The organism is Rhizobium sp. BK098 (genome assembly GCF_014193155.1).
GTDB lineage: Bacteria > Pseudomonadota > Alphaproteobacteria > Rhizobiales > Rhizobiaceae > Rhizobium.
The window spans coordinates 30,273-50,787 of record NZ_JACHYY010000003.1 but is presented as its reverse complement, the minus strand read 5'-3'; the positions used below and the strand labels follow the sequence as shown (position 1 = coordinate 50,787).

At 60.5% G+C, this 20,515-nt stretch carries 19 protein-coding genes and 1 pseudogene; 12 read left to right on the top strand and 8 right to left on the bottom strand.

The features are described from left to right. Positions 1-10: 10 nt before the first annotated feature. The 10 genes from FHT73_RS09560 to FHT73_RS09515 all read left to right on the top strand — a co-directional run bounded on the left by FHT73_RS09560 (position 11) and on the right by FHT73_RS09515 (position 9,041). On the top strand, positions 11-724 hold the full coding sequence (locus tag FHT73_RS09560) for an isochorismatase family cysteine hydrolase (protein ID WP_183711199.1): 714 nt from the start codon (positions 11-13) through the stop codon (positions 722-724). Further along, positions 724-1,779: a ring-opening amidohydrolase gene (locus FHT73_RS09555; RefSeq protein ID WP_183711197.1), complete on the top strand. Its 1,056-nt coding sequence runs from the start codon at positions 724-726 to the stop codon at positions 1,777-1,779. The genes FHT73_RS09560 and FHT73_RS09555 overlap by 1 nt, the downstream gene beginning before the upstream one ends. A 1-nt stretch (position 1,780) precedes the next feature. Then, positions 1,781-3,331 carry an ABC transporter ATP-binding protein gene (locus FHT73_RS09550; RefSeq protein ID WP_183711195.1) on the top strand — a complete coding sequence of 517 codons (1,551 nt, stop codon included), beginning with the start codon at positions 1,781-1,783 and terminating at the stop codon, positions 3,329-3,331. Next, entirely contained in the window at positions 3,331-3,999 is a 669-nt protein-coding gene (locus tag FHT73_RS09545; protein ID WP_112608373.1) for an isochorismatase family cysteine hydrolase, read from the top strand. Before FHT73_RS09550 ends, FHT73_RS09545 begins: the two co-directional genes overlap by 1 nt. After that, the gene (locus FHT73_RS09540) at positions 3,992-4,345 is read left to right on the top strand and encodes a cupin domain-containing protein (RefSeq protein WP_112410222.1); all 354 of its coding nucleotides are present in this window, start codon (positions 3,992-3,994) and stop codon (positions 4,343-4,345) included. The genes FHT73_RS09545 and FHT73_RS09540 overlap by 8 nt, the downstream gene beginning before the upstream one ends. After that, positions 4,342-6,144: an allophanate hydrolase gene (atzF, locus tag FHT73_RS09535; RefSeq protein WP_183711193.1), complete on the top strand. Its 1,803-nt coding sequence runs from the start codon at positions 4,342-4,344 to the stop codon at positions 6,142-6,144. Before FHT73_RS09540 ends, atzF begins: the two co-directional genes overlap by 4 nt. Before the next feature lie 256 nt (positions 6,145-6,400). Further along, positions 6,401-7,282 carry an NmrA family NAD(P)-binding protein gene (locus FHT73_RS09530; RefSeq protein ID WP_183711187.1) on the top strand — a complete coding sequence of 294 codons (882 nt, stop codon included), beginning with the start codon at positions 6,401-6,403 and terminating at the stop codon, positions 7,280-7,282. A gap of 27 nt (positions 7,283-7,309) precedes the next feature. Next, positions 7,310-7,684: a hypothetical protein gene (locus FHT73_RS09525; protein ID WP_183711179.1), complete on the top strand. Its 375-nt coding sequence runs from the start codon at positions 7,310-7,312 to the stop codon at positions 7,682-7,684. Positions 7,685-7,752: 68 nt separating this feature from the next. Next, positions 7,753-8,469 carry an SDR family oxidoreductase gene (locus tag FHT73_RS09520; RefSeq protein WP_183711177.1) on the top strand — a complete coding sequence of 239 codons (717 nt, stop codon included), beginning with the start codon at positions 7,753-7,755 and terminating at the stop codon, positions 8,467-8,469. 110 nt (positions 8,470-8,579) lie between these two features. Continuing rightward, positions 8,580-9,041, top strand: coding sequence for a MarR family transcriptional regulator (locus FHT73_RS09515; protein WP_112608363.1), 462 nt, complete (start codon positions 8,580-8,582; stop codon positions 9,039-9,041). 121 nt (positions 9,042-9,162) lie between these two features. On the opposite strand, the pseudogene FHT73_RS09510 reads toward FHT73_RS09515, so the two are convergent. The 8 genes and pseudogenes from FHT73_RS09510 to FHT73_RS09475 all read right to left on the bottom strand — a co-directional run. Beyond that, positions 9,163-9,321: pseudogene (locus tag FHT73_RS09510) on the bottom strand (redoxin domain-containing protein); the annotation flags it as partial. A 177-nt stretch (positions 9,322-9,498) separates the two neighbouring features. Continuing rightward, complete coding sequence (locus tag FHT73_RS09505) at positions 9,499-9,972, bottom strand: MarR family winged helix-turn-helix transcriptional regulator (protein WP_183711175.1); 474 nt, start codon at positions 9,970-9,972, stop codon at positions 9,499-9,501. Positions 9,973-10,133: 161 nt separating this feature from the next. Next, on the bottom strand, positions 10,134-11,447 hold the full coding sequence (locus FHT73_RS09500; RefSeq protein ID WP_112608357.1) for an MFS transporter: 1,314 nt from the start codon (positions 11,445-11,447) through the stop codon (positions 10,134-10,136). A gap of 152 nt (positions 11,448-11,599) precedes the next feature. Next, a complete protein-coding gene (locus FHT73_RS09495; RefSeq protein ID WP_112336068.1) occupies positions 11,600-12,631 on the bottom strand; it encodes a leucyl aminopeptidase in 1,032 nt (343 codons plus the stop codon). A gap of 42 nt (positions 12,632-12,673) precedes the next feature. Then, positions 12,674-13,315, bottom strand: coding sequence for an N-carbamoylsarcosine amidohydrolase (locus tag FHT73_RS09490; RefSeq protein WP_112410215.1), 642 nt, complete (start codon positions 13,313-13,315; stop codon positions 12,674-12,676). A gap of 11 nt (positions 13,316-13,326) precedes the next feature. Then, a complete protein-coding gene (locus FHT73_RS09485; RefSeq protein WP_348648134.1) occupies positions 13,327-14,079 on the bottom strand; it encodes an Asp/Glu racemase in 753 nt (250 codons plus the stop codon). Positions 14,080-14,150: 71 nt separating this feature from the next. Beyond that, the gene (locus tag FHT73_RS09480; RefSeq protein ID WP_183711173.1) at positions 14,151-14,951 is read right to left on the bottom strand and encodes an alpha/beta hydrolase; all 801 of its coding nucleotides are present in this window, start codon (positions 14,949-14,951) and stop codon (positions 14,151-14,153) included. Continuing rightward, positions 14,948-16,084 carry an FAD-dependent monooxygenase gene (locus tag FHT73_RS09475; RefSeq protein WP_112410213.1) on the bottom strand — a complete coding sequence of 379 codons (1,137 nt, stop codon included), beginning with the start codon at positions 16,082-16,084 and terminating at the stop codon, positions 14,948-14,950. The genes FHT73_RS09480 and FHT73_RS09475 overlap by 4 nt, the downstream gene beginning before the upstream one ends. A gap of 356 nt (positions 16,085-16,440) precedes the next feature. Between FHT73_RS09475 and FHT73_RS09470 the strand changes: the two genes are divergently transcribed. Together FHT73_RS09470 and FHT73_RS09465 are read left to right on the top strand one after the other, a co-directional pair. Next, positions 16,441-16,965 (top strand): (2Fe-2S)-binding protein, encoded by a 525-nt coding sequence (locus FHT73_RS09470; protein ID WP_183711171.1) that lies wholly within the window; start codon positions 16,441-16,443, stop codon positions 16,963-16,965. Beyond that, positions 16,962-20,510 (top strand): molybdopterin cofactor-binding domain-containing protein, encoded by a 3,549-nt coding sequence (locus FHT73_RS09465; protein ID WP_183711169.1) that lies wholly within the window; start codon positions 16,962-16,964, stop codon positions 20,508-20,510. Before FHT73_RS09470 ends, FHT73_RS09465 begins: the two co-directional genes overlap by 4 nt. The last annotated feature ends 5 nt before the right edge of the window (positions 20,511-20,515 follow it).

The following is a 20,515-nucleotide window of genomic DNA, read 5'->3' as shown; positions in this document are numbered from 1 at the left end:
AAGATCAGCCATGAACAGTCTCGCAGCCGCAGCCATCGGTCAGAAACTGAGCTATATCGATGCCGATCCCTATAAGTGGCCCTATAATGGTGCCCTCGGACCGGACAACACAGCGCTCATCATTATCGACATGCAGACGGATTTCTGCGGGCCTGGCGGCTATGTCGATCACATGGGCTATGATCTATCGCTGGTACGCGCACCGATCGAGCCGATCAAACGGGTTTTGGCCGCCATGCGCGCCAAGGGCTATCATATCATTCATACCCGCGAGGGTCATCGCCCCGATCTTGCCGACCTGCCTGCCAATAAGCGCTGGCGCTCGCAGCGCATCAATGCGGGCATCGGCGACCCCGGCCCCTGTGGCCGCATCCTCGTGCGCGGCGAGCCCGGCTGGGACATCATCGAGGAACTGAAACCGATAGACGGCGAGACGATCATCGACAAACCCGGCAAGGGTTCCTTCTGTGCCACAGATCTGGAGCTGATCCTGAACCAGAAGCGCATCGAGAACATCATTCTCACCGGCATCACGACCGACGTCTGCGTTCACACCACCATGCGCGAGGCGAATGATCGCGGCTTTGAGTGCCTGTTGCTCGAAGATTGCTGTGGCGCGACCGATTACGGAAATCACCTTGCCGCCATCAAGATGGTGAAGATGCAGGGCGGCGTCTTCGGCTCGGTTTCCAATTCCAAGGCCTTGATCGAGGCATTGCCCTGATGCCTTCACTACGCGCCCATGTCTATCGTGTCTCTGCGCAAGGACCGGACGATACCTCCGGGGTCGAAGCGCTTTTTGCCGACGGCCTGGCGGCCAAGAATGTCGTAGCGATACTCGGCAAGACCGAGGGCAATGGCTGCGTTAACGATTTCAGCCGCGGCTATGCTACCCGCAGCTTCGAAACGCTCTTTCGACAGCACGGCGCCGATGACGTCTCGCTCGTCATGTCCGGGGGGACGGAGGGGGCACTCTCGCCGCACTGGACGGTGTTTACGCGAGAAGTGGTCGATGCGCCGGCCGAACGCGCGCTGGCGATCGGGGTTGCGCGTACGCCTTCGCTGCCAGCCCAACATCTCGGACGGCGCGAACAGGTTATGCTTGTGGCTGAAGCTGTGCGTGTGGCGATGCGTGACGCCGGCATCTACGACCCAAGCGATGTCCATTTCGTCCAGATCAAATGCCCGCTCCTCACGCTCAGCCGCATCAGCGCGGCTGAAGCCGAGGGAAAGACACTCGCCACCCGCGACACATTGAAATCGATGGGCCTGTCGCGCGGCGCATCGGCGCTCGGCGTGGCGGTCGCGCTCGGCGAGGTTGACGAAAGAGCGCTCCGCGACACCGACATCTGTTACAGCCATGAACTCTTCTCGCGCCGCGCCTCTGCCTCGGCCGGCGTTGAATTGACGGATCACGAAATCATCGTGCTCGGCATGAGCGATCGATGGTCGGGGCCGCTGGCGATCGACCATGCGGTAATGTGTGATGCCGTCGATGTAGCCGCGGTGCGCGAGGCATACGAACGCCTGCCGGCCAACAGCCGCCTCGCTGCCGTTCTCGCCAAGGCCGAACCGGATCCGACCGGAAAGATTCGTGGGAAGCGCCATACGATGCTGGACGATTCAGATATCTCAGGCACGCGCCATGCGCGCGCCTTCGTTGGCGGCGTGCTCGCTGGCCTCTTCGGCATCACGGATCTCTACGTCTCCGGCGGCGCCGAACATCAAGGGCCTCCCGGCGGGGGTCCCGTCGCCATCATTGTCGAAAAGGAGCATTGAGGTGAGCATAATTCGCGATACCCCTCTTCCACAGGCCGGCAAGGCGGTCGGCATCGAAACGCTCGACATGACCATGCGTTTTGGCAGCTTCACAGCACTCGACCACGTATCCGTAAGTATTCCTGCAGGTACCTTCCACGCGCTGCTCGGTGAAAACGGCGCGGGGAAATCGACGCTCGTCAAGTGCATCATGGGCTTCTATCACCAGACCTCAGGTTCCCTGTCTGTCGACGGTCGCGAGGTGGCGGTCGCCTCCCCGAAGGACGCAGCTACTTATGGTCTTGGTATGGTTTACCAGCATTTTACGTTGGTGCCGTCGCTCACAGGTGCGGAAAATCTCGTCATCAGCCGCACCGAAGTACCCGCCATCGTCAACTGGGCCAAAGAGCGTAAGGCGCTTGCGGCCTTCATGGAGCGGATGCCCTTCAAGATCCCGCTCGACCGGCGGGTCAGCGAGCTTGCCGCCGGCGAAAAGCAGAAGCTCGAAATCGTCAAGCAGCTTTATCTTGGCCGCAACTTCCTCGTACTTGACGAACCAACCTCGGTGCTGACGCCGGCGGAGGCAGATGAGATGCTCGGCCTGGTGAGGGGCATGACCGAACGCGGCGAGTTGACCGTTTTGATGATCAGCCACAAATTCCATGAGGTGACGAAATTCGCCGACGCGGTCTCGATCCTGCGACGTGGCAAGCTTGTCGGCGGCGGCAAGGTCGGCGAACTCTCAACGGCGGATATGGCGGCGATGATGATCGGCGACATCAAACTCGCTGAACTCGATACTCGCATTCCCGTCGCAGATACAGCAAAACCGGTGTTGCAAGTCGAACGGGTCAAGGCTCCGGACCGTTCCGGCCTGAAGACGATCGAGATCGACAAGCTGACGGTGCGTTCCGGCGAGATTGTCGGCATCGCTGGTATTTCCGGCAATGGCCAGAAAGAACTCACGGAAATTCTCGCCGGGCAGCGGCCGACCGAGACTGGAGCGATCAGCGTCAACGGCGAGATCTACGGTGCAACGCGGCCCGAAACACGAAAGAACAACGTCCGCTTCATTCCGGAAGAGCCCCTGCAAAATGCCTGTGCGCCGCGCATGACCGTCAGCGAAAATCTCGCCTTCCGCACCTTCGACCTGACGGAGACCGGCACTGACGCGATCTGGCTAAACAGGGGCCGGATGAAGAAGCGGGCGACATCGCTGATTTCCGACTTCAAGGTGAAGACAGCATCATCCTCTTCGCCGATCGCGGCCCTTTCTGGCGGCAATGTTCAGCGTGCCGTGTTGGCGCGGGAGCTGACGGGCGACGTTGATCTGTTGATCGTCTCCAATCCCTGCTTCGGCCTCGATTTTTCTGCCGTCGCCGAAATCCGCGCCCGTATCATGCGTGCCCGCAACGCCGGGGCGGCCGTGCTGCTTTTGTCGGAGGATCTCGACGAACTTCTGGAAATGTCGGATCGCATCATGGTGATCTCCGAAGGCAAGCTCGTCTACGAAACACCGGCGCAGACCGCCGATGTCTCGGTGATTGGCGCTCACATGGCGGGACATCACTGATGACCGACGTCAAGGCTCAACCGTTCCCTTTCCCGCTGCGACGCGAGACCGTGGCATTGATCGTCATCGACATGCAGCGTGATTTTGCCGAGCCCGGCGGCTTCGGCGCCAGCCTCGGCAATGATGTCAGCCGCATCACGAGGATCATCCCCGATGTGAAGCGGCTGATCGCGGGTTTCCGTTCAGCCGGCCTGCCGGTGATCCATACGATGGAATGCCACAGACCTGACCTTTCCGACCTGCCGCCCGCCAAGCGCGACCGCGGCAATCCTTCGCTCAGGATCGGTGACAAGGGACCGATGGGCCGCATCCTGATTGCCGGCGAGCCTGGCACGGCAATTCTTCCCGAGCTCGCACCCATCGATGGCGAGATCGTCATCGAAAAACCCGGCAAGGGCGCCTTCTACGCCACCGGACTCGGCGACATCCTGAAGCGTAAGGGTATCAAGCAGCTTGTCTTTGCCGGTGTCACCACTGAAGTCTGCGTCCAGACCACCATGCGCGAGGCCAACGACCGCGGCTATGAATGCCTCCTCGCCGAAGAGGCAACCGAAAGCTATTTCCCCGAATTCAAGTCTGCCGCCATCGCAATGATCCAAGCGCAGGGCGCTATCGTCGGCTGGACGGCGCATATCGATGACATTCTGGAGGCCATCAACCATGCCTGAAACGACTCGCGAACTGTTGACGGCGGGTGGCTGGAAAGAACTGGAATTCGGTCCCTTCCGACCTGACGTGACGATCCACTGGATCCGTCCCTTCGAAGGCGACCAGCCCGGCGTGGCACTGCTGAAATACGAGGCCGGAGCCTCGGTGCCGCGCCATCGCCACGAAGGGCTCGAAACCATCCTGGTGCTTGAGGGCACCCAATCCGACGAGGCTGGCGACTACGGCAGGGGCAGCTATGTGGTGAATGCTGCCGGCACCGAACATTCGGTCTGGAGTGATACCGGTTGCGTCGTGCTCATCCAATGGGACCGACCCGTCAAAATACTCGAAGAGAAAACAACATGAGAGCGGGACCAGCTTTCGACATCGCCTCCCTACACGCAGCCTACCAGAACGGTCTGACGGCCGCCGACATGATCGGCACGGTGTTTGCGCGCATTGCCGAGGTGAACGATCCCGGCATCTTCATCCATCTTGTCGACATAGGGGATCTGCTCGTCGAAGCTGAAGCGCTAGGCGCCTTCGACCCGGCGACAAAACCGCTTTGGGGCATTCCCTTTGCCGTAAAGGACAATATCGACGTCGCCGGCATGCCGACGACCGCTTCGTGCCCCGACTACGCCTATATGCCCGACACAGATGCCACCGTTGTTCGCCTGCTGAAAGAAGCCGGTGCTCTGGTAATCGGTAAGACGAATCTCGATCAATTCGCAACTGGCCTCGTCGGCGTCCGCACTCCGTATCCCGTTCCGCGCAACGCCATGGATGCCGATTTGGTGCCAGGCGGATCGAGCTCGGGTTCAGCCGTGGCGACGGCGCAGGGTATCGTCAGCTTCGCGCTCGGCACCGATACTGCCGGATCGGGTCGCATTCCAGCCGGCCTCAACAATATCGTCGGCATGAAACCCAGCCTCGGCGCATTGTCGACAAGCGGCGTTATTCCCGCCTGCCGCACGCTGGATTGTGTTTCAATCTTCGCGCTGACGGTCGACGACGCCTGGCGGGTATTCGAGGTTGCCGCATGTCACGATGCCAAGGACGCCTATTCGAAAACCATTCCGGCCAATGGGTTTAGGCAAGCACCGCCGGTCCTGACCATCGGCGTGCCGGCGAAGGCCGACCGGTTGTTCTTCGGTGACGCCGTCATGGAGGCTGCCTATGACGAGGCCTTGCTTATGTTGACGAAACTGGGCCATCGCCTGGTGGAAGTATCATTTGGCGATTTCTACAGGGTGGCAAACCTGCTTTATGAAGGCGCCTGGGTGGCGGAGCGCTATGCGGCGGTCAAGGATTTCTTCGACGCCAAGGAGGCGAGCTTCCATCCCGTCACCCGCGGGATCTATGGCGGCGCCAAGCAGCTTTCGGCCGCGGACGCCTTCAAGGGTCTCTATGCGCTGCAGGCCTTGAAACAGAAGGTTGCTCAGCTGATCGCATCGGTCGATCTCTTTTGTGTACCGACGGCGCCGACACATTACACACATGCCGACCTCGAGGCCGAGCCGATCCGCGAAAATTCTCGTCTCGGCACTTACACCAACTTCGTCAATCTGCTCGACATGTGCGGCATCGCCGTGCCAGCGGGCATACGCAGCGACGGTCGTCCAGCCAGCGTGACCCTGCTGACATCGTCGGGACGCGACGGCCTCACGGCTTCGCTTGCTCGTGACATTCACGCAAGCAGCGGCTTGACGCTCGGCGCAACCGGATGGCTGCAGCCGAAGCCGAACGATACGATCAGCGTTGACGAAGCCGGGCTGATCGATATCGCGGTGGTCGGCGCCCATCTCTCCGGCATGCCGCTGAACGCACAACTCCTTGCCCTCGACAGCCGCTTTCTGCGGAAAGCACGAACATCGGATTGCTATCGGCTTTACGTCTTGCCGGGGCAGAAGCCGGCAAAGCCGGGACTTATCCGCGTTCCACAGGCGACCGGCGGTCAAATCGATGTCGAAATCTGGCAAATGACGCCGGCCGCGTTCGGCCAATTCGTTGCGACCATCCCCTCACCCCTCAGCATCGGCACCCTTTTTTTATCGGATGGCACGTCGACCAAGGGATTTCTGGTCGAAGCCACCGCCATCGCCGACGCGACGGATATCACGCATTATGGCGGATGGCGCACCTATATCGCTGCGACGGCGTAAGGCTTCAAAGAAGCGCCGATAATGCGCCACCGCACATCTAAAGAAGTTCCTGCAAATCCATTTTTCAGATGAAGATTAGGAAACGGATTGGAACCCGCGACCTCGGTCATTCGACGCCTTCAGTGACGGTTCACGGTCGCTCCAAAAACGGTCTCTCTTAAAAATGCAAATGCTACCTATTGACGATAGGAGTATATGCTCTTATTTTCGCCTTTATAGGAGCATATGCCCCTATATAAAGAACAGGAGCGAGATTATGAGTGAAGCTGAGGTACTTGTAAGCGGAGCAACCGGACGGACCGGCGGTGCCGCAATCGATGAATTACTTAAGATGGGCAAGTCGGTGCGCGCCTATGTGCGTTCGGACGATGAGCGAGCAACCGCCCTCAGGCAGCGGGGAGTGGATATCGCTGTCGGAGATTTCACCGACATCGATGACATCCGCGCTGCCATGGAAGGCGTCCGATCGGCCTATTTCCTGCATCCGATTGCGCCAGGCATCATCGGCGCCGCGGCCTATTTCGCACAGGCCGCAAAGGAAGCGGGCGTCACAGCAATCGTCAACATGTCGCAGATATCGGCGCGCCGCGAATCGGCGAGCCACGCGGCGCAGGACCATTGGATTTCCGAGCGGGTCTTCGACTGGTCCGGCGTGCCAACGACCCATCTTCGTCCCACCTTCTTTGCCGATTGGCTCGTTTATCCGCATTTCGCAAAGGAGATATGGGCGACGAAAAAGATCGAGTTTCCCTTTGCCAACGGTCGTCACGCACCGATCGCGACCGATGATCAGGGGCGGGTGATTGCGCATCTTTTGGCAAATCCGCGGGGGCATGAGGGCAAGATTTATCCCCTCCATGGACCGATCGAGATGAACCATACCGAGATCGCCGCCGCCATGAGCGAAGTGCTCGGCGCACAGATCGACTATGCGCCGACTTCGATCGACGTGTTCAAGGACAAGATGGAAAATCTCTACAAGTTTCCGCCTTTCCTCGTGCAGCACCTGGTCGAAGTCGCCCAGAACTATCGTGATGGCATCTTTGCGGGCACGAACGATGCTGTTGAGAAAATCACCGGAACGCCAGCACTCTCGGTCCAGCAATTCATCACCAACAATCGTGCCGCCTTTGCGTGAGCACCGTCGAGGTAAGGAGCTTGAACAATGTCGAATATTCAAGGCGAGCGTCACCCGTTTCTGGACGACCTGACTGCGGACGCGGAGCTGACAAGCTCCGTGCTGCGAGGTCCCGTCATCGGACGCGACGAGATCAAGCTGGCCGTCAACACAGTCGGGGCCTTCTACGCTTCGCAGGATCCCACGTTTCTCGAGACTGTCGGTGCGCGCCTCTTTCTTGAATACGAGGCGGTTCTGACAAGCGGGGAAAGGCTGAACGCCACCGTCGTCGTCGATCGCAACTCGGATGGTTCGGTGCCACGTGTCAGCGTGCGGATGAGCCCGCTTGGTGCTGTGTTATCTCTTGCCGCCAATCTTCGCGAGGCACTGTCCGGCCAATTGCCGGAAGACCTTTTTCTTTAAACCGAACGCCCACGGGCAGGTATCGATATTGGATGCCCTGATCTGTGGCTTTAGAGAGGTAATTTGTCATGGATGTCACCAACGCCACCGTCTTCATTACCGGAGCTAATCGTGGCCTGGGCCTCGCCTTCGCACGCGAAGCCCGTCGTCGCGGAGCAAAGAAGGTCTATGCCGGCATGCGCAATACGAACGGCTTCGACGAACCGGACATCATTCCCGTCCGGATCGATGTCACGGATAAAGCATCAATCGCTGCGGCAGCAGAATTGGCGACGGATACCGATCTGCTGATCAACAACGCGGGCATCGCTGCTCTTATCGACGGGCCTCTGGCAAACGATGTCGAAGAGCAGTCGCGACGTCTGTTCGATACCAACTATTATGGCGTCGTCCGCGTCACGCAGGCCTTCGAGCCGATCCTGTCGGCCAAGCCGCGTGCTGCCATCATCAACGTGCTATCCGATATCGTGTGGCTTCCGCGGCCTATTTTGACACCCTATGCTGCATCAAAGGCGGCGGCATGGAGCTTCACGAACCAGCTTCGCTTTCACCTTCAGGATCGTAGCATCCAAGTTCTCGGTCTGCATGTGGGTTTCGTGGATACCGACCTGACCAATGGCATCGATGTGCCAAAAGCCAGCCCGGGAGATGTGGTGCGCCAAACCTATGAAGCGCTCGCCGCCGGCAAGAGCGAGATCATGGCCGACCAGGGAACGGCACTGCTGAAGAGCACGCTCGCTGCCGAGGTACCCGGTTATATCACGCCGCCGGCAGGATTGTTCTAAGCGCCAAAATGGTGGAGAAACCGCCAAGCCGCAGGCTATGTGATGCGGAGGCCTTGGCCTTTGCGCCATATAGCCTGCGGACAATAAGCAGGATTCGAAAGGAAAGCGACATGTTGTCGGCGAACCAACCGCTTGGAATCGATCAATGCAATTGCTCCGCCATGAGAAAGGCGAGCCGACAGATCACGCGGTTCTACGATGCCCATCTTGAGCCCGTCGGGCTGCGTATCACGCAGTTCCTGACCCTGGCGGCTCTCGACGAAGCTGACGGTGCCACCGTCAACGCTCTCGCGGAACGGCTCGATATCGAGCGGACGGCGATGGGAAAGATGGTTGGCTTTCTGGAACGCGACGGTTTCGTCACGATCAAGCCATCACCCACGGACGGTCGAGTTCGTATCATTGAACTCACGGACGAAGGCCGACGCCTGCACGAGAGAGCGGCTCCTCTCTGGCGGGATGCGCAGCAAGAATTCGAACGACTGAACGGTGGGACCAATGTGGCAACGCTCCGGCAAAGCCTGAGAGAGATTGTCGTTGGCGACTTGCCGGCCGTCTCGTCCGGAGACTGAGCCTTCGGAAGAGGCCCGCCGATCACGGACCAATCAAATGGACGAACGTCAACGGGAGCGGGAAAAGGCTGGGGGTAGGCTGTGAGGTCGAGCTTTGCCTGTTTGAGACGACCGTATGGCACTACACGCCATCCACCGAGATGTCGATGAGGTGTGCACCATGGGCGTAGAACTCGACGTGTGCGGCGTTGTCGAGGGCCATCTGATCGCCGCAGACGGGACTCCAGTTGGCGGGATAGAAGGCCAGGATCACAGGAGCACCACGAAGGTCTTCCAGAGCTACGGTCTGGTCTCGATAGTCTCACAGTCGTGGCGCTAACACGCAGCTGACCAAATCGAGGAAGATCCCAATTAAGCGCAAAGCGACGAAATTACCGGTCTCCCTCAGATTGCAGTAACGAGAGATGCTGGTGGAGCATATTTGTCGAAAGCGTTGGTGATACGACATTGCGGCATCTCAGCCCTCGCCCGGTTCATCTTCCGTGATCTTTTTCAACAGGAACAGTAGCGCGACCCGTTCGGCAGGGTTAAGCCGTCCCATCGTCTTTTCGCTGATGATATGCGCGTTCGGATACATGGAGCGCAGGACAGCTTCACCCTTCGCCAGCAGCGAGATGATAACCTTGCGGCCATCGGCAGCATCCTTGGAGAGATTGATGAGACCACGCGCCTTGAGACGCTCCACGATGCCGCGAATAGTTGCCTGATCGACCGAGGTTGCCTTCACCAACTCGGCCTGCGAACTCGGGCCACGGTCGTGGAGCGTACAAAGGGTGACAAACTGCACGGAGGTCAGGTCGGGATCGCTAGCATTTTCCTGGAAAATCGCAAGATGCCGCTGATAGGCCTTGCGCAACAGATGTCCAACCTGCTCGGTCACCTGATAGCCCGCCCGCGGGTCCGCTTCTCCGAAGTCGCTATTTTCTGTCATGCTCGCGTCGTCCGCTCCTATTGACGCTTCTAATCCTCCAAAATCCAGCAAATCGCAAGCGGGCCGAAGCGCAGCGTGACATGGAGGAGAGGCGGACGAGCAATCGCTTCCTGAGAGAATCCCCGTGAACGGCATAGGGCCCGACCACGGGGGCTGCTATTCTATTCGAGAGCCATGTTTCTGGATTCAGCATTGATGAAGGCTACGCTGGCTGCCGCAAGCAACAGAAGACCGGAGATGACACCGAGCGCCAGACCAAAATTCGAGGTCATGACCGGCGCGACAATCGACGGCGCCAGAAGCCCCCCGAAACGCGCGACGGACCCGGACAAGCCCATACCGCTGGCGCGAAGCGTGGTCGGATAGATTTCCGGCGTGAAGGCGTAGATCGCGCCCCAGGTGCCGAGCAGCGCAAAGCTGAGCAGCAGCGTTGCGGAAATGACGATCTCGACCGACTGGCCCAGCCCATAACCCAATGTGCCGATGGCGCTCAGGATCAGGAAACCGATCAGGGTCGGCTTGCGGCCCCATTTCTCGACGCCGTAGGCTGCCAGCGCATAGCCCGGAAGCTGGGCGATCGCCAGCACGAGGAGGAACAACTGACCGCGCATGAAGCCGAAGCCTTCTCCTGCCAGCCGCACCGGCAGGTAGACAAACACGCCATAGTAGGAAACCGAGATCAGCATCCACGCCAGCATCAGGAAGATGGTCCGACGCCGAAGCTCCGGCGACAGCAGCGCGGCAATCGACTTGCGCTGTGGCGCCTGTGGCGTCAGCGGTGCGATCTCGACGACGTTGCCGTTGGTGGCGGCGACGCGCTGAAGAACCTTGCGTGCCTCTTCCGATTTTCCCTGTTGGCTGAGATAGAGTGGTGACTCCGGCACATAAAAGCGCAGGAAAACACCGACAAGCGCCGGCAGACCGGTCACGAAGAAGATCGTGCGCCAGGGCTCTCCGCCCTGCGAACCGGCGACCAGTGCGAGAAGCGCCAGTGCCACAGTTCCCACAGCCCAGAAGCCTTCGAGCAGCACGAGCCAGCGACCGCGTCGGTCTGACGGAAGAAACTCAGCCATCATGGCGTAGTCAACCGGAAGCGTTCCACCCACACCGAGACCTGTCAGGAAGCGCGCGACGAGCAACCAGTGCAGATCAGGAGCAAAGGCCGATGCCACACCACAGATCGCATCGAGAATGATTGCGATGAACAACACCGGCCGACGGCCGATCCGGTCGGCAAGGCGACCAAAAGTGAACGCGCCGACGAGCATGCCGAGAAAGAAAAACGTACCGGTCTGGAGCGCCTGTGGAACGGTGATGCCGAAGCTTGCGGCGATTGAAGGTGCGGTGAAGCCGATTGCCAACACCTGCATGGCATCAGCGGCCCAGACAAGCCCGAAAATGATGAACAGACGCTTCTGGAAGCTGCCGACGCCGGCCGCCCTAAGACCCTGTTCCACGGTGATTGGAGTTTGCATGTTACCCCTCGTTCCTTTTTATTTGGGATTACAGTCGAAGCGGTGATCTTCGCCACCTTGGCGCCAGTGAATTGACGCACGAACTCATCCGTTCCGGTCGCGCGACCGGAACGTTGGGATTGACCGAATATGCCGGAAACCCGACGCTTCTATCAGTCGAACTTTGCCTGCATTTCCTTCACGGCGATTTTGCCATTGAGCACCATCGGCTCATCATCGAGGAACAGTGAACAACCGCGCATCGGAATATCCAGATGGCAGGCAGTGTCGTTCGGGCCGCCGAGCTCGTTGTTCGGACCGGTGGAGAACATGACGTTGCCGTAAAAGGAGCGAGCTTCCATGCCCATGCCGCCCGGGAATTCTCCCGGCACCATGCGATGCCACTTGGCGTTCTGGTTCAGACCCCAGCCGACATGGCTCATGCCCATACCGCGCGGATCGTTGAAGCCTTCCATGTAGGACTTGACCAGATCGGCATCGAGCCCGCCTCTGATGTCGGTGATCCAGCCCTTTTCGATCGTGTAGGTGATCGGGTCGCGAACGTAGATGTTCTGCGGCAGCAGGATATCGCCCGGTGCAACGACGATTGTGCCATCGACGCCATCATCGTCACCGCCGGTGAAGACGAAGCCGGACGGCCAGTGGTCCCAGCGGCCTGGCTCGTCGGTGCATGCATATTCGGTGATGGCAGGATAGGTATTGAGCTTATAGGTGACGTCGGTGCCGTGTGGCGAGGTGATCCGCATGACCTTCGCCTTGGAGAGCAGGTCACCGGCGAACTCGACGCGCTCACGCAGTTCCTTCGTCGGCAGCATGCGGGCGAGAACTTCCGGCGGTTCGACAGCGGTCAGGATGCGCGTCCCGGCTGCCTGGATCGCCATCTGCTCCGGGCTGAAGAGCAAGAAGATGCAGTCGATCAGCATGTCGGCGGCCTTGAGAGCCTCAACCGCTTCCGGCATGGAGGCGAGGCCCGTTTGGCCGACCGCCCATGCACCTGCCGGCGGCACTGGCGGCAAACGCATGTGATACATTTTGGCGCCGAGACGCATGCCTGCCGCCATGAAGGCGTCAGCATAGTCCAGACGCTCGTTACCCTGTGTCAGGACGATAAGTTTTTCGCCCTCGTGGACGCCCGACATCTTCAGCTGATGCAGGCAGATTTCCGTGAAGCTGAATTGATCCATGCTCGTTCCCCTTGTTGGTTTAAGGCTCAGGTGCTCTTGCGGTTACGGACTATTGGGCTTGACCTTGGCGATTTCGGTAATCGCCTCCTCCCGTGAAACGACGTCGCCATACTTGCTATCGATATCGAAGAGGTTGGCATTGTGCGGGTCCGGATGGCGGTCGCCGACGCAATCACGCACGACAATGGCCCGAAACCCGTGCTGCACGGCATCGACCGCGCTGGCGCGGATGCAGCCGCTCGTCGAGCATCCTGCCATGATGACGGTATCAATGCCCTGCGCATGCAGGTGGGAAGCAAGGCTGGTGCCGAAAAAGGCGCTGGCATATTGCTTGACGATGACAAGCTCGCCGGCCGCCGGCTCCACGCCCTCGCAGAATTCGGCCAGCACATTGCCTTCGACCATGGCCTTCATGACTGGCGACTTCTTGACCCACATGCCGCCATCGGCGCAGTTTTCCGCAAGATAGAGAATGCGTGTGTGGATCACGGGGATGCCTGAAGCCCGGGCGGAGGCGATCAGCGCCGGTGTTTGTGCCACCGCTTCGACGACGCCGGGTGCATAGAGCGGCGCTCCTTCGATCGTGTATGCCTTGAGAAAATCGATAACGACGAGCGCTGGCCGCTGGCCGAAGCCGATGCGGTTGCCCCAGACACCCTGATAATTGGCTTCGGCAGTTTGCATTGTCGTCTCCCTTAGTAGGCGCCGGACAGAAGCGCGCCGGCGCCCGGCACAACGGCTTCCAGCCCGAGCGATTTCAGCATGCAATAGGTCGTGGCGACGGCGGCGGTCAGCACCGGCTTGCCGGTCATGGCTTCGACCTTCGCGATAACAGGCAGCGAAGGCATCTGGACGCAGGCCGAAAGGACGATCGCATCGACATCCGTCAGGTCTAGCGTCTGGACGATGGCCGGAAGATTTTCCGGGTCGTGCCGGGCGACATCGAGATTGTCCGGGATTTCCAGCGCGCGCCAGTCCATGACCTCGAAGCCCTCTTCGCGGATATAATCGACCACGAGCTCCGTGAGCGGCTTCATATAGGGCGCAACGACGGCAATCTTCCGTGCATTCATTACCTTTAGGCCCTCGATCAGAGCACCGGCGCTGGTAACGACTGGAATGTTCGCGCCGTTTTCCTGCGTGCGCCCCGTCAGGCGCTTTTCCGACTGGCGGTGGTAGCCGAGACCCATAGCCATGATGGCAACAAGGCAGGCATAACCCAGCACATCGACGCGGGCATCCGAAAGCTCGACGGCGCAGCGGTCCGATTCCGCATCCATCGCCGCCAGCTCTTCCTTGACGACCTTCTTCATCCGCATGCGGCTTGAATGGAACGTGAAGCGTTCAGGCCGGATGGACTGGCGGGCGGTCAGCATGGCCGGAATTTCGGTTTCCATCGTGGTGTTGGAACTCGGAACGATCTGGCCGATACGGTAATATTTCTGCACGGATGAAATCCTCTGCTGCATGGAAGGCGAAAAACAGGCAAGCGGCGAAGCAAAACGCTCCGCCACCACAATCAGCGGGACAGGAAGTCGCCGAGCGCCAGGAAGAAGCCGTCGAAGTCATCCCACGGGATCATGTGACCGGCGTCTGGCACGCGGGTGATCTGCAGCGACGGATTGAGACCCTTGATCTCTTCTTCGTCGGCCGCCTGGATCACGCCGCCGCGGCCCGCGACCATCAGCATCGCGGGAACGGTCAGGGTGGCGAAATCAGGCAAGATGTCGATGTCGTGGAAATCGTTGAACGCCCTGACGATCCCAGGCGCATAGCAGGTATGGAGCCATTCGGCGCGCAGCTGTAGCTGTTCTCCGGTCCAAGTCGGGCAGAACGCCTTCATCGCCTCGGCATCCATTCCCTTCTCGGCCAGTGCGATCGAATCCGTATACCACGGCAGCTTGCTCGGATACGGGCGACGACCGGGGCCGGAAACCGGCGGATCAATCAGCGCCAGACGACTGAAGGAACCGGGGGAGCGGTTGGACGCCCGCATCGCGATGCGGGCGCCCATGGAATGGCCGAGAATGGCGGGCTGTCTCAGTTCGAGCTCGCTGGCGAAGGCGATCACATCATCGGCCATCGCATCGAGGCCGTAGTCGAGGTCCGGGCCCGTCGACGAAAGACCACGGCCGCGGACATCAAGAACATAAACGTCATGGTGCAGCGACAGGCTTTCGGCAACGAAACCCCAGGTGATTGCCGGCGATGTTATGCCGGGAACCAGAATGACCACCGGCCCCTTGCCGCCATAGCGCAGATAGTGCTGGCGGATGCCGTTGGCGAAGACATTCGCACCATGGAGGAACCGGCTGCTCATGCTGCATTCTCCGTGCGCAGCGGTTCGGCATAGACGTCATAGCCGTATACCCAGGACGGATCCTCCTGCGTCAGCAGGAAGGTATTGGCATTGGAGACGCTCTGCACGCGGGTTGCGCGATCACGGCGATTGGCTTCGTAAAGGCCGAACGCGGTGGCGAAATCGTTGACGCCGGTCTCCTGGAGGCAGCGCGTCAACATGGCGGCATCCTCGATGGCCATGGCCGCACCCTGCGCCATGTGCGGCTTCATCGGATGGCAGGCATCCCCCAGCAGGACAAGTCGGCCGCTGCTCCAAAGAGGCAGCGGGTTGCGGTTGAACAGCGGCCACTTGGTGACCCCGTCCGTGCTTTCGATCAACGCTTGGATGATGGGGTGATAACCCTCGAACTCGGACGCCATTTCCTCGCGACTGCTGGGTACGAATGCAGTATCGAATTCCCAGGCCGGATGAGGCACACCGGTGACGTAGTAATATTCATCGCGACGAGCCGTCGTGTAGTAAACCATCATGTGGCGGTCCGGACCCCACCACTTGACGCAATCTTCGAAGGTCAGGTTGTATTTCCGCAGCTTGTCGGAGGAAATCAGCGCACGATGGCCGACCCAGCCGCTGTAGTTTGGCTTCTCCGCACCAAGCAGCGTTTCGCGGACGCGTGAATTGATGCCGTCGGCGCCGATCACGATGTCCGCCCTTACAGACGTGCCGTCTTCGAACTCGATGAGAACATCCGTGCCATTATCGTCGATACGGGTCAGCTTCTTGCCGAAATGCAGTGTTCCTGGCTGCAGAGCATCGCACTGGATGCCCTGAAGATCACCGCGGTGCACAGTGCAGTAGGTCGCGCCGTAACCTTCAAGCGGAATACGCGACAGATAGTCGCCACTGATGCCATCACGGCTGAACCAATGACTAGGCGTGCTGCTGATGCTGACAACCTTTTCGGCAACGCCGATGCGCTCGAAGATCTTGAGGACATTCGGCCCCATGTGGATGCCAGCGCCCAGCCGCGAAAAGCTCGGCGCCTGTTCATAGACGTTCACGTCGAAGCCGGCATGCTGGAGCAGCGCTCCCGCCACGGCGCCGCCGAGGCCGGCGCCAATAATCGCGATTCTTTCCTTGCTGCTGGACATGGCCGACCCTTCTCGCCGTCACCTGGACGCGTAAACTGAAATTGGAAGTATGACAAATTTTGTAGCGCATACGCTGTAAATAGCAAGTACAGCATCTGCACTTTTGCAAAAATTCCTTCTGGCTTTTCCGCAAAATATGATTATCGTCGCTGTCGCCGGCACATGCATACGCATGGAGAAACGGTCATATAAAGTGCATACGCTTTATAAATGAGCAAGGAACAGCAAATGCGTGACGTGATCTGCAATCGCGTCATTATGAATTGCAGGCACCAGGAAGAGGCCTTCAGCATAATGGCGTATTTGAGTATCGGCGGCCTCACTTTGGCCGGTGACTGCGCAGTGGAGCGGGGCTTTTGAAAGAGGCCGCCTCATTCAGCCTGAACGTCAACGGCACTGTCAGCGACATCGAAGCCGGCGGCGCAACGCCGCTCCTTTACATCCTCAGGAACGATCTCTGCCTCAACGGACCCAAATACGGGTGCGGCCTCGGCGAATGCGGCGCCTGCGCGGTCCTCGTCGACGGCCGGCCCGTACGCTCGTGCACCGTGCCGCTGAAGGCGATCGGCGACCGCAAGGTCACGACGCTTGAAGGGCTGGGAAAGCCCGGCCATCTACATATCGTCCAGCGCGCCTTTATCGAAGAGGCCGCGGCGCAGTGCGGCTACTGTCTGAATGGCATGATCATTGCCATCGTTGGCCTGCTGGAAGCGAAGGCGGAGCCCGACGAGAGCGATATTCGCGCGGCGCTCCGGCATCATCTCTGCCGCTGTGGCACGCATATGGAAATACTTGCCGCAGCACGCCGCGCCGTCGCCTATGCGAAGGCCGAAAAGCCCGCGGGCTCGGGAACGGAAGACAGGATCGAGGTTTCGCCATGAGCATCCACCGCGAAACGCCGAGAGCTACCTACCTCGCCACATCAGACATCCTACTGATCGTCTCCGATGCATCCCTGGGCGATGCAGCCGAGCTCTACATCGCCATCGATAGCGACGGTCGCGTCAAGGCATTCAACGGGCATGTCGATCTTGGAACCGGCATCCGTACATCGCTGGCGCAGATCGTCGCTGAGGAACTGCATGTTCCCTTCGAGCATGTGGAAATGGTGCTGGGCGCGACTTCCGCCGCCCCCAACCAAGGCGCCACCATCGCCAGCGAGACGATCCAGATCACCGCCGTGCCGCTTCGGCAGGCCGCGGCAACGGCGCGTCATCACCTCATGGCGAAGGCTGCTGCCCTGAAGGGCACCGCGGTCGAGCACCTTGTCCTTGAAGACGGCGTCATCCGCGCCGGCAACGGAGCGAACTGGAGCGTCACCCTCGGCGAACTCGTCGCGGGAGAGCATGTGCGCCTGTCGATCGACGCCAGTGCGGAGCTGAAGCCCGCGTCTGCCTACCGCATCGTCGGCTCCTCGCGACCGCGCGTGGACATCTCGGCCAAGGCAACCGGTCAATGGACGTATGTGCATGACGTGCGCGTGCCCGGCATGCTGCATGGCCGGGTCATCCGGCCGCTCTATGCCGGCTTTGATCACGGCGAGCATGTCGGCAACAGCCTCATATCCATCGACGAAGGCTCGATTGCCCATATCCATGGTGTTGTCGGCGTCGTAGCCATCGGCGATTTCGTTGGCGTCGTCGCAACGCGCGAGGAGATCGCCATCGAGGCTGCGAAGACGCTGAAGGTCTTGTGGCGGGAGCCGCCGCAGCGGCCGGATCTGAATACGCCGGAGATGGCGCTGCGTGCTAATCCCGCCACGCCGCGCAAGCTCATCGATCGCGGCAATGTCGAAATGGCTCTCGCCGGCAGCGCCGAACCCATGAACCGCACCTATATCTGGCCCTATCAAATGCATGGCTCGATCGGGCCGTCCTGCGCCGTGGCCGATTATAGCGAGACCGGGCTGACCGTCTGGTCGGGCACGCAGAACCCCTTCCCCATGCGTCGCGATCTGGCACTCCTCCTCGACATGCCCGAGGACATGATCCTCGTGGAGCGCCTGGAAGCCGCCGGCTGCTATGGCCGCAACTGCGCCGACGATGTGACTGCCGATGCCGCGCTTCTGTCCCGCGCCGTGCGCGCGCCAGTGCGCGTGCAGCTCACGCGCGAGCAGGAACATGTCTGGGAGCCAAAGGGCGCTGCCCAGATCATCGACGTGCGCGGCGGCCTCGATCTTGAGGGCGGTCCTTCGGCCTATGATTTCGAGACGCGCTATCCGTCCAATCTCGCACCGACATTATCGTTGATCCTGACCGGCAAGGTCCCGCCGGTGTCCGACGTAGTGCAGATGGGTGACCGAACGGCGATCCCACCCTATGCCTATGGCAATCTCCGGGTCACCGTCCACGATATGCCGCCGATTGCCCGGGCCTCGTGGTTCCGCGGCGTTTCCGCGATGCCGAACACCTTCGCGCATGAATGCTATATTGATGAACTTGCGGCCGCGGCCGGCGTCGATCCGATCGAATACCGGCTGCGATACCTTCACGATCCCCGTGCCGTGGACCTCGTGCACGCCCTGGCAGAGCGGGCGAAATGGGTGCCCCACACGAAATGGGGCACGCTTGGCGGCGAAGGCGACCTGCTTTACGGCCGCGGCTTCGCCTATGCTGTCTATATCCACGGGCCGTTTCCGGGCAAGGCTGCCGCCTGGGCGGCCTGGGTGGCCGATGTCGCCGTCAACACCAAGACCGGCGAGATCGCCGTAACCAAGGTGATCTGCGCACAGGATTCCGGGATGATGATCAATCCCGACGGCGTCCGGCATCAGATCCACGGCAACGTCATCCAGTCAACCAGTCGTGTGCTGAAGGAGCGCGTCGAGTTTTCCTCCACCGCCGTCACCTCGAAGGAATGGGGCGGCTATCCGCTGATCACCTTCCCCGAATTGCCCGATATCGACGTGCTGATGGTTCCAAGACAGGACGAGCCGCCGCTCGGCGTCGGTGAATCCGCTTCCGTCCCGAGCGCATCGGCCATCGCCAACGCGGTCTATGATGCCATCGGCATACGTTTCCGCGAACTGCCGCTGACACCGGAAATGGTGCTGGCGGCGCTGAAGGGCGATACGTCCACGCCGCCTCCGGCAGCGCCCGCGAAAAGGAAGCGGTGGTGGAATATCGGCATCTCGACTGCCGGAGCCGCGGCGGCAATTTCAGGGCTTGTGGCGATGGCATCCCCATGGCGGCCGGCGATCGCCACGATCGAGCGGCCGGACGTGAATGTCTACAGCGCAGCGACGATCGAGCGCGGCCGCCTGGCCGCCGCGGCAGGCGCCTGCAATGTCTGCCATGTCGGCAACGACGGCACGCCCTTCGCCGGCGGTCGACGCTTCGACACGGCATTCGGCACGGTCTATGCCACCAACATCACGCCGGACGTGAAAAACGGCATCGGCGCCTGGTCCTACACCGCCTTCGAGCGGGCCATGCGTGAAGGCATCAGCCGCGATGGCCATCACCTCTATCCGGCACATCCATACACATCGTTCGCTGCCGCTGAGGATGCTGACCTGCAGGCGCTCTATGCCTACATGATGACGCAGACGGCAGTGGCAGGAAAGGCGCCGGAGACAAAGCTGAAGTTTCCCTACAGCATCCGCATGATGATGGCAGGGTGGAATGCGCTGTTCCTGAAGTCGACGCCCATGACCTACGACCAGACGCGCAATGCCACCTGGAACAGGGGCGCCTATCTCGTCGAGACGCTCGGCCACTGTTCCGCCTGTCACACCGAACGCAATGCGCTGGGTGCTGAAAAGACCGGAAGTGCCCATCTCGCGGGCGGCTTTGCCGATGGCTGGGAGGCGCCCGCGCTCAACGCCATGGCCAAGGGTCCGGTTGGCTGGACAGAAGATGCCTTCTACGACTACCTGCGCACGGGCCACTCGCGCGACCACGGCAGCGCCGCCGGTCCGATGGCCCATGTGGTGGAGGTCATGCAGCCATTGCCGGACTCGGACATCCGCGCCATGGCAAATTATCTGGCCGGCCTGAATAAGGACAGCGACCCTTCGAAGGCCGTGGCCCAGAGCCAAGCAGCGATTGCAGCCAGCGAGGCGGCAAACGTCAGTGCGGGACTGGTTTCGCCCAAGGGCGAGCGCATCTTCAATGGCGCCTGCGCCACCTGCCATACCGGCAACACGGTCCTCTCATCGCTGGCGCTGAACAGCAATCTGCATGCCGATACGCCCGACAATCTCATCCAGGCGATCCTCGGCGGTGTCGAAGCGCCGGCGATCCTTGCGGAAACCACCGGCCGCGAAGCGCCGGAAGTCATGTCCATGCCGGCATTCCGCGATACGCTGAACGAGATGCAGCTGAAGGATCTCACCGACTACCTGCGCGCCCGTTTCGCGCCGGACAAGCCGGCCTGGAGCGACACATCGGCGGCATTGCAACGCATTGCCGCCACCGCACACTGAGGAAC

Bases quoted from the DNA above. Each gene is read 5' to 3' on its own strand.
- FHT73_RS09560 (WP_183711199.1), top strand. From the start codon at position 11: ATGAACAGTCTCGCAGCCGCAGCCATCGGTCAGAAACTGAGCTATATC.
- FHT73_RS09555 (WP_183711197.1), top strand. From the start codon at position 724: ATGCCTTCACTACGCGCCCATGTCTATCGTGTCTCTGCGCAAGGACCG.
- FHT73_RS09545 (WP_112608373.1), top strand. From the start codon at position 3,331: ATGACCGACGTCAAGGCTCAACCGTTCCCTTTCCCGCTGCGACGCGAG.
- FHT73_RS09540 (WP_112410222.1), top strand. From the start codon at position 3,992: ATGCCTGAAACGACTCGCGAACTGTTGACGGCGGGTGGCTGGAAAGAA.
- atzF (WP_183711193.1), top strand. From the start codon at position 4,342: ATGAGAGCGGGACCAGCTTTCGACATCGCCTCCCTACACGCAGCCTAC.
- FHT73_RS09530 (WP_183711187.1), top strand. From the start codon at position 6,401: ATGAGTGAAGCTGAGGTACTTGTAAGCGGAGCAACCGGACGGACCGGC.
- FHT73_RS09525 (WP_183711179.1), top strand. From the start codon at position 7,310: ATGTCGAATATTCAAGGCGAGCGTCACCCGTTTCTGGACGACCTGACT.
- FHT73_RS09520 (WP_183711177.1), top strand. From the start codon at position 7,753: ATGGATGTCACCAACGCCACCGTCTTCATTACCGGAGCTAATCGTGGC.
- FHT73_RS09515 (WP_112608363.1), top strand. From the start codon at position 8,580: ATGTTGTCGGCGAACCAACCGCTTGGAATCGATCAATGCAATTGCTCC.
- FHT73_RS09505 (WP_183711175.1), bottom strand. From the start codon at position 9,972: ATGACAGAAAATAGCGACTTCGGAGAAGCGGACCCGCGGGCGGGCTAT.
- FHT73_RS09500 (WP_112608357.1), bottom strand. From the start codon at position 11,447: ATGCAAACTCCAATCACCGTGGAACAGGGTCTTAGGGCGGCCGGCGTC.
- FHT73_RS09495 (WP_112336068.1), bottom strand. From the start codon at position 12,631: ATGGATCAATTCAGCTTCACGGAAATCTGCCTGCATCAGCTGAAGATG.
- FHT73_RS09490 (WP_112410215.1), bottom strand. From the start codon at position 13,315: ATGCAAACTGCCGAAGCCAATTATCAGGGTGTCTGGGGCAACCGCATC.
- FHT73_RS09480 (WP_183711173.1), bottom strand. From the start codon at position 14,951: ATGAGCAGCCGGTTCCTCCATGGTGCGAATGTCTTCGCCAACGGCATC.
- FHT73_RS09475 (WP_112410213.1), bottom strand. From the start codon at position 16,084: ATGTCCAGCAGCAAGGAAAGAATCGCGATTATTGGCGCCGGCCTCGGC.
- FHT73_RS09465 (WP_183711169.1), top strand. From the start codon at position 16,962: ATGAGCATCCACCGCGAAACGCCGAGAGCTACCTACCTCGCCACATCA.